This is a genomic window from Cephaloticoccus primus, assembly GCF_001580015.1.
Classification (GTDB): domain Bacteria; phylum Verrucomicrobiota; class Verrucomicrobiia; order Opitutales; family Opitutaceae; genus Cephaloticoccus; species Cephaloticoccus primus.
The window spans coordinates 36,741-44,254 of sequence record NZ_LSZQ01000069.1; the positions used below are offsets into that span (position 1 = coordinate 36,741).

General features: G+C 60.8%; 9 protein-coding genes. 8 read left to right on the plus strand and 1 reads right to left on the minus strand.

The features are described from left to right. Positions 1–119 precede the first annotated feature (119 nt). The 5 genes from AXK11_RS09050 to AXK11_RS09065 all read left to right on the plus strand — a co-directional run bounded on the left by AXK11_RS09050 (position 120) and on the right by AXK11_RS09065 (position 4,442). Positions 120–1,370, plus strand: a complete 1,251-nt coding sequence (locus AXK11_RS09050; protein WP_068631452.1) for a benzoate/H(+) symporter BenE family transporter — start codon at positions 120–122, stop codon at positions 1,368–1,370. Beyond that, positions 1,370–2,179, plus strand: coding sequence for a YggS family pyridoxal phosphate-dependent enzyme (locus tag AXK11_RS09055; protein ID WP_068631432.1), 810 nt, complete (start codon positions 1,370–1,372; stop codon positions 2,177–2,179). The genes AXK11_RS09050 and AXK11_RS09055 overlap by 1 nt, the downstream gene beginning before the upstream one ends. Further along, the gene (locus AXK11_RS09570; protein WP_082781078.1) at positions 2,176–3,156 is read left to right on the plus strand and encodes a GNAT family N-acetyltransferase; all 981 of its coding nucleotides are present in this window, start codon (positions 2,176–2,178) and stop codon (positions 3,154–3,156) included. Before AXK11_RS09055 ends, AXK11_RS09570 begins: the two co-directional genes overlap by 4 nt. Continuing rightward, complete coding sequence (locus tag AXK11_RS09060; RefSeq protein WP_068631455.1) at positions 3,129–3,953, plus strand: aldo/keto reductase; 825 nt, start codon at positions 3,129–3,131, stop codon at positions 3,951–3,953. Before AXK11_RS09570 ends, AXK11_RS09060 begins: the two co-directional genes overlap by 28 nt. A gap of 246 nt (positions 3,954–4,199) precedes the next feature. Continuing rightward, on the plus strand, positions 4,200–4,442 hold the full coding sequence (locus tag AXK11_RS09065) for a hypothetical protein (protein WP_068631456.1): 243 nt from the start codon (positions 4,200–4,202) through the stop codon (positions 4,440–4,442). Positions 4,443–4,677: 235 nt separating this feature from the next. Here AXK11_RS09065 and AXK11_RS09075 read toward each other — a convergent pair whose 3' ends face one another. Next, positions 4,678–5,139: a universal stress protein gene (locus AXK11_RS09075; RefSeq protein ID WP_068631436.1), complete on the minus strand. Its 462-nt coding sequence runs from the start codon at positions 5,137–5,139 to the stop codon at positions 4,678–4,680. A 166-nt stretch (positions 5,140–5,305) separates the two neighbouring features. Here AXK11_RS09075 and AXK11_RS09080 point away from each other — a divergent pair, with 166 nt between their 5' ends. The 3 genes from AXK11_RS09080 to AXK11_RS09930 form a co-directional block, all read left to right on the plus strand. Then, a complete protein-coding gene (locus AXK11_RS09080; protein ID WP_068631438.1) occupies positions 5,306–6,097 on the plus strand; it encodes a sugar phosphate isomerase/epimerase family protein in 792 nt (263 codons plus the stop codon). 143 nt (positions 6,098–6,240) lie between these two features. Further along, entirely contained in the window at positions 6,241–6,891 is a 651-nt protein-coding gene (locus tag AXK11_RS09085) for a ThuA domain-containing protein (protein ID WP_068631458.1), read from the plus strand. A 149-nt stretch (positions 6,892–7,040) separates the two neighbouring features. Then, positions 7,041–7,514 (plus strand): hypothetical protein (locus tag AXK11_RS09930; protein WP_156469301.1); only part of this gene is annotated, 474 nt, incomplete at its 3' end.

The window sequence follows — 7,514 nt, forward strand, 5'->3', positions numbered from 1 at the left end:
GAAAATTGGATGGTATGTCTTGCAAGAAAACGGATAGGACTTCAGTCCACTTTGGCGGTTAAAAAAACGACTCACACCGATCTGCCGTGCTGCCCTCAGCGAGCTATTTCCCGAAAAACATGACATCCGCCTCCACGCGTTCAACCGTTCGTTGGAACGACCTTACCCATCCTGTCGTAGCTGGCCTGATCTCGGTCATCGTCAACTACGGCGGTACGTTCATTCTGGTGTTCCAGGCCGCCAAGGTGGCTGGCCTCAGCCCCGAGCTGACGGCTTCGTGGGTCTGGTCGATTTCGATTGGCGTGGGCGTAACCGGGATATTCCTGAGCTGGATTTCCCGTGAGCCGATCATCACCGCCTGGTCCACGCCGGCAGCGGCGTTCCTGGTCACGGCGCTGGCGACTACGCCCTATGCGGAAGCTGTCGGTGCCTACCTGATTTCGGCCGCCGCGTTCGTGGTGCTCGGGCTGTCCGGCTGGTTCGAGCGGGTCATCCGCATGATCCCGCCTGGCGTGGCCGCCGGGCTGCTGGCCGGCATCCTGCTTCAGTTCGGTATCGGCGCCTTTGGCGGCATGACGGTCGATCCCCTGCTCGCCGGGCTCCTGATCGTGGCCTACCTGGTGTTCAAGCGTTTCAGCGCGCGCTACGCAGTGGTGGGCATCTTGGTGCTGGGGCTGGCCTTCCTGTTGGCCCAGGAGCGCGTCGATCTGTCCGGGTTGAGGCTGGAGTTGGCTACGCCGGTCTTCACCATGCCCGCGTTCTCGCTCAATGCCCTGCTGAGCGTAGCCCTGCCGCTGTTCCTGATCACCCTGACCGGACAGTACATGCCCGGCATGCTGGTGCTGCGCAACGACGGCTTCAAGACCAACGCCAACCCCATCGTGACGGTCACAGGGCTGGGTTCGCTGCTGATGGCGCCGTTCGGTTCGCACGCCTTCAACATCGCCGCCATCACGGCTGCCATCGCCACAGGCAGAGAGGCGCACGAAGACCCATCCAAGCGCTGGATCGCCGGCATTGCCGCAGGCATCTTTTACGTGCTGGTCGGAGTGTTCGGGGTCACGCTCGCCGCCGTGTTCATGGCCTTCCCGGCGACTTTCATCACTACGTTGGCCGGTCTGGCGTTGCTGGGCACGATCGGCGGCAGCTTGGCCAGTGCGCTGGTCGACCCCAAGGCTCGCGAAGCGTCGCTCATCACCTTCCTGGCCGCCGCCGCCAACATCAACTTGCTCGGTATTGGTGGCGCGTTCTGGGGGCTCGTGATCGGACTGGTTGCTCATGCGGTGCTCAATGGCAGGCTGCCTCGACTCGCGCCGAGCATTGTAAGCCCTGCTGTTTTGCCAAATCCTGTTAACCAACGCTCAAGCTGATGACTGTTCCCACCGATACCCAAACCCGTCACGACCAGCATGGTCGCTATCCCGAGGCCAGCACGGTCGAGGATTTCCGGCACAACCTCGCTGCGGTGCGAGCGCGCATCGCGGCCGCCTGCCAACGAGTCGGGCGCGATCCGGCCAGCGTGCGACTGCTGCCGGTCAGCAAGACCAAGCCCGAGGCCAGCCTGCGCCTCGCCTACGCGGCAGGCTGCCGGCTGCTGGGCGAAAACAAGGTGCAGGAGGCCTACGGCAAGTGGGAGGCGATGCAGGACTTGAGCGATCTGCGCTGGTCGGTCATCGGCCACTTGCAGTCCAACAAGGCCAAGCTGGTCGCGCGCTTCGCCGCGGAGTTTCAGGCGCTCGACAGCCTGCACCTGGCCGAGGTGCTCGACCGCCGCCTGCAAGCGCAGGGGCGCTCGCTGGATGTGTTTGTGCAGGTCAACACTTCGGGCGAGACCAGCAAGTACGGGCTGTCGCCCGAGGAGGTGCCCGCTTTTTTGCAGGCGCTGCCCACGTTTTCGGCGCTGCGCGTGCGCGGGCTGATGACGCTGGCGCTGTTTTCCAGCGAGGCCGAGCGGGTACGAGAGTGCTTCGTGCTGCTGCGCACGCTGCGCGACCAACTGCGGCAGAGTGCGCCCGCCGGTATCGGGCTGGACGAGCTGTCGATGGGCATGTCCGGCGACTTTGAAATCGCCATCGAGGAAGGCGCCACCGTGGTGCGCGTGGGCCAGGCGATCTTTGGCGCGCGCGATACGCCGGACAGCTATTACTGGCCCACCCAAACCGGCGCCCCCCAGTCATGACTGCTCCCATGACTGCCGAAGCGGGCTCCCTGCCGATTGGGGCACCGCTTCCGGATTGGCAGCCGCTGCCGCTGCCTGCGCGCATTGTTCTGGAGGGGCGCGATTGCCGCCTGGAGCCGCTCGATCCCGCGCGCCACAGCGATGCACTTTGGGCGGCCTACAGCCAGGCGCCCGATGCGCGCGACTGGACGTATTTGCCGATTGGCCCGTTTGCGGACGCACAGGCGTTTCGCGCCCACATTGAGCAGATTTCTCAGGAGGCCGATCCGCTGCACTTTGCGGTGGTCGAGCTGCGCAGTGGCTCGGCCGTGGGCACGTTGGCGCTGATGCGCCAGCAGCCTCAGCACGGCGTGATCGAGGTGGGCTGGGTGGTGTTTTCTCCGGCTCTGCAACGCTCGCGGATTTCGACCGAGGCGCAGTTTTTGCTGATGACCTACGTGTTCGACCGACTCGGCTACCGCCGCTACGAGTGGAAGTGCGACAGCCTCAATCGGCGCTCCCGCAAGGCCGCGCAGCGGCTGGGCTTTCAGTACGAAGGGACTTTTCGCCAAGCCATCGTCTACAAGGAGCGGAGCCGCGACACGGCATGGTTTGCGATTATCGACAAGGATTGGCCGGTGGTGAAGGCGGCCTTTCAGCACTGGCTGGAGCCGGGTAATTTTGATGCCGCGGGGCAGCAGCGCAGGCGCTTGCAGGAGATTCGCGAATCGCTCGCGGGCTCGCTTGCAGGTGCGCCTGTAGTCGCGAAATCGGGCTCGGGGCAGCGGGCGTTGAGGCGTCCTCACCCCAGTGAGGCAGCTCTGCCTGCTCCGGCCGGAGCGCGCGACTTTTTGGGGAAGCCGTCCGGTGTGGCGGCTGCCTTTTATTTTGCGTGTTCCCCCAATCGCGTGAGCGTAGGCGGCAGTGCGATCCGGGCCTTGCTGGCCCTTCGCGCCAAAGGAGCAAACTCATCATGTCTATCCCCACCATTACCCTGAACGATGGCCGCCAGATCCCGCAGCTCGGGTTTGGCGTTTGGCAATTATCTGAAGAGCAAATCGTGCCCACGCTGCTGCGCGCGTTTGAGGTCGGCTACCGGCATATCGACACGGCGATGATTTACGGAAACGAGGCGGGCGTCGGCCGCGCGATTCGCGAGTCGGGGCTGCCGCGCGAGTCGTTCTTTGTCACGACCAAGCTCTGGAACACCGACCACGAGCGCGCCCGCGCTGCGCTGGAGGAGAGCCTCGGGCGACTGGGCCTGGACTACGTGGACCTCTACCTGATCCACTGGCCGAAGGCGGGGCTCGACAAGCGCGTGGACGCTTGGCGGGAGATGGAGCAGGCGCGCGCGGAAGGGCTCATCCGCTCGATCGGGCTCTCCAATTTCACGCCGCGCTTCCTGAGCGAGATCCTGGAAAAGGGCACGGTCGTGCCTGCCGTGAACCAGATCGAGTACCACCCGACTTTTCAGCAGCGCGAGGTCGAGGCCGCCAACACCGCTGCGGGCGTGGTGACCGAGGCATGGTCGCCGCTCGGTCAGGCCAAGGATCTGGGCAGCGAGGCGGTGAGCCGGATCGCGCGCGAGACGGGCCGCAGCGCCGCCCAGGTCATCCTGCGCTGGCACTTGCAGGCCGGGCGGGTGGTGATCCCCAAGACGGCTACGCCTGCGCGGATCGCGGAGAATTTTGCCGTGACGGATTTTGTGCTCAGCCCCGAGCAAATGGCGGCGATTGACGCACTCGAATGCGGTAACCGCCTCGGCAACGATCCCGACCTCGTCCACGACTGGTGAGGTGAAGCCGGAACCCATTTGGGCGAATCAAAATAGTTTACGGGTTAAACCTGCTCCCGATCTTTTCCTGCCATTTGTCCGTTGGGCGCAACGCCCAGCAGACAAATCGCACAGTGAATGGGAGTGGCGACCCTGACGAGCCGTCTTTTGCTGAAGTCGGGTGGCTCACGCTTTAAAAGCGACAAAAGACCCCTCTGGACACGCGGCAGTTTCTCGCTCTGGATCAGCGGTCACTTTTTCCAAGCTATGGCTTCCAAAAAAACTGTGAGTCCTCTCGGCGTCGTGATCGACCTGGCCTTTGTGGCCGGATTCTTCCTCATCATTTTCAACGTGGTGCAGTCGCACGTGCCCTCCAATGATCCGGCGATGGTGCTCTTGTGGAGCGTGCTCACGGCGGCCTGTCTCTCGGGCACTTTCTGGATCGCGATCCAGATGTTTCGCGTCGTCCTGCGCGCGCAGCTCCAGCGCAACCGAGGCGAGCGGGGCTAGGGTTTTTCCTCGCTTCGCGGCGCGGCCGCTTCGGCCGCGTTTTTTGGCTGGCGCGACGCAGCGGGAGAGTTGGGGGGGGCTGAGTGTGTCGGCACGGCGGCCTTTTGCCGCCGTTGCTGCGGCGATGCACCGCGCGTCTCCGGTGTCGCGCGTGCCCAAACGGGGAGCCAGCGCGCGGAGCGTTTTTGGTGCAGTGCGGGTGTAAACCGAAGGGAGGAGCGCCACGCTCCCACCTTTAGCGCTTCTTCGTTTTCTTGGTCGGGTGCGGCGGGACGACTACGACGGGGCAGGGCGCGCGGCGTATCAGCCCCGAGGCGGTGCTTCCGGCGAACAGGTCGTAGAGCGCGGAGTGCCCGTGCGAGCCGACGACGATGTAGTCGGCCTTGGTCTTCTTCGCCTGTTCGATGATGCTGCGGACGGGGGCTCCAGTGGCTTGGGCAACCTCGACCGGGACGCCTGCGCTGCGCGCGACGCTCTTCTGGCGTTTATCGAGCTCCTTTGCGCTCGTGCGCTCGCTGATGGCGACGATGTCCTGGACGTTGGTCATGATCGCGCCGTACTCGCTGATGAGCACGGGGGGCTGCACGATGTGGAGCAAGACGATGCGCGCGTTGTGTTCGCGGGCCAGGTTGATGGCGACTTTGAGGACGGAGTTGCTCGCCCTGGAAAAGTCGATTGGGGCAAGGATCGTTTTCATAGCGGCGGCACTCTAGTGCAGAAACTGTACTCAAGTCCACGCAGCAACTGCCGCCGCCCGCGTGTATTTACGCTTCTGTTAACAGGTAGTAAGCCAGCCGCAAAATCAGGCCTCCGGCTCAGTTCGCATTTGCTTTGGGCGTCAGCTTTGGCCTGATCCACCGGCGATGAACCCCACGCAGATATCTGTAAATCTCTACTCGCAGCGCGAGAGACTGAAGACGCCCCAGGACTTTGCCGCGGGCATGAAGAGACTGGCCGAGATCGGCTTCAAATCCGTGCAGCTCAGCGGTGTTGATTTTGAGATGATGAGCGAGGCCGACTTCGTTCGCGTCTGCGGTGACAGCGGCATCACCATCACCGCGACGCACCTGATCGGCACTGACGACCTGGACGCGCCGCAGAAGTGTATCGACCGGCTCGGCAAGCTCGGCGTCACGCAGGATGCCTATGCGTACCCGGCGGGCGTGAATTTTGGCGAGCAGGACTCGATTGACCGCTGGCTTGTGAAGCTCGAAGCCGCGAACCAGGCCTACAAAAAAGCGGGCATCACCCTGAGCTACCACAACCACCATCTGGAGTTCATCAAAAGCCGCGGGAAGACCGTCCAGCAGCGCATTTTTGACGAGACCACGCTCGCCTTCGAGATCGACACTTACTGGGTCCAGGCAGGTGGGGAAAGTCCGCTGACCTGGGTGAAAAAGTGCGCCGAAGCGGGCCGCCTGCCGCTACTCCACCTGAAGGACTTTCGCATCGGGATCGATGCGACGACTGGCGGGGCGGTTGCCCAGTTTGCCGAGCTCGGCGCGGGCGGCATCGAGTTTGCGCCGATTATTGCCGCTGCCGAAGCAAACGGCTGCCTGTCGTATATCATTGAGCAAGATAATGCTTATGGGCGCGACGAGTTCGAGGCCGCTGCCGAAAGCTTCGGCTACCTGCGCGATAATTTCGTGCGTTAAATAGGCCTTAACTTGCTTTCCCTTCGGCGTGTGTCTTGTTGGACACACGCCGCGACTACCCCGCTCTTTAGTTACTCCCCGATACACGGGGATCCCTGTATAACCCAAAACCCTGAAAACTGGTACCCAAAATGAATAAACTAATATTAAAAGCCCTTATTTTCTGGGGCGGCTGGGCTGGCCACCAACCGAAAGAATGTGCCGATATTGTAGCCCAGATGCTCGTCGAAGAAGGCTTCGTGGTATATGTCGAAGAAGGCACGCAAGCTCTTGCTAAGCACGATTTGAGTGAGTTTAACCTCATTGTTCCTATGGTAACAATGGGTAAGTTTGAAGGCGATCAAGCCTCCAAACTGCTGAACGCTGTAAAAAACGGTGTAGGTATTGCGGGTTTCCACGGCGGGGCGGGTGATAGTTTCCGGGATCACACGAGTTATCAGTATATGATCGGAGGCCAGTGGGTTGCTCACCCCGGAAACAAGATCCACTATACGGTTAACATCACCAAGCCCAGTGATCCGATTGTCGCAGGGCTCTCTGATTTTGCTTACATGTCGGAACAATACTACATGCATGTAGATCCGTCTAACGAAGTGCTGGCGACGACCACCTTTACCGGCGAACATGATTTCTGGATAGAGGGCACAGTGATGCCCGTGGTCTGGAAGCGCCACTATGGGAAAGGGCGTGTGTTTTACTCTTCACTCGGGCACGATCCGAAAGAGTTTGAGGTACCGGAAATGCGCGAAATCTTTCGCCGCGGCATGCTCTGGGCCGCCGGCGTTATTAGGTGACGTGTGTTACGGCCGTGCTCCCGGTGGGGCGCACGGCCCTTGTTGTCGCAGTGCTTCCCGTGTATACAGGGTGCCCGTTTTAACACCATCTGCCTCCCGAGCCCCAAACAAAAACAAGCGCAAGCGGTAGCCCTCTACCCTAAGAACTTATGAAACTGATAAATTCAATTCTACTATCCATAATCGCTCTGCTTCCCCTAGCAGCCCACACAGCCGAGAAGAGAGTCACCATATTTACATCTGAGGGCTACGAAAAAGAGCTCGTTATAGACGTCCCTAGTCAACTCATGGGACAAGAAGAGCACTACACCAAGGCATACATACTAAATTATATGAGGTGGTGGAATATGGGAGTTGGAACCACAAAAAGAAACGCACGAAAATACCAGTTCGACTTAACTCATTTCAATGAAAATACCCCACCACGACAGATCTCACGCCAAGCTGAGGCTGCTGCGGATCGCCATTTTTCAAAGGACGACTTCTGGGCGAAAGTGGTTGCAGAAGGGGATAGATTTATTAATGATATAAACCACAAATCAGACAGTTCTGAAACCGGAATGGTTAGTTTATCAATCAAACCGACTGGGGGGGGGGGGGGGAAAAAAATTTTAAAAAACCAA

Coding starts and splice junctions, on each gene's coding strand:
- AXK11_RS09050 (WP_068631452.1), top strand. CDS start 120: ATGACATCCGCCTCCACGCGTTCAACCGTTCGTTGGAACGACCTTACC.
- AXK11_RS09055 (WP_068631432.1), top strand. CDS start 1,370: ATGACTGTTCCCACCGATACCCAAACCCGTCACGACCAGCATGGTCGC.
- AXK11_RS09570 (WP_082781078.1), top strand. CDS start 2,176: ATGACTGCTCCCATGACTGCCGAAGCGGGCTCCCTGCCGATTGGGGCA.
- AXK11_RS09065 (WP_068631456.1), top strand. CDS start 4,200: ATGGCTTCCAAAAAAACTGTGAGTCCTCTCGGCGTCGTGATCGACCTG.
- AXK11_RS09075 (WP_068631436.1), bottom strand. CDS start 5,139: ATGAAAACGATCCTTGCCCCAATCGACTTTTCCAGGGCGAGCAACTCC.
- AXK11_RS09080 (WP_068631438.1), top strand. CDS start 5,306: ATGAACCCCACGCAGATATCTGTAAATCTCTACTCGCAGCGCGAGAGA.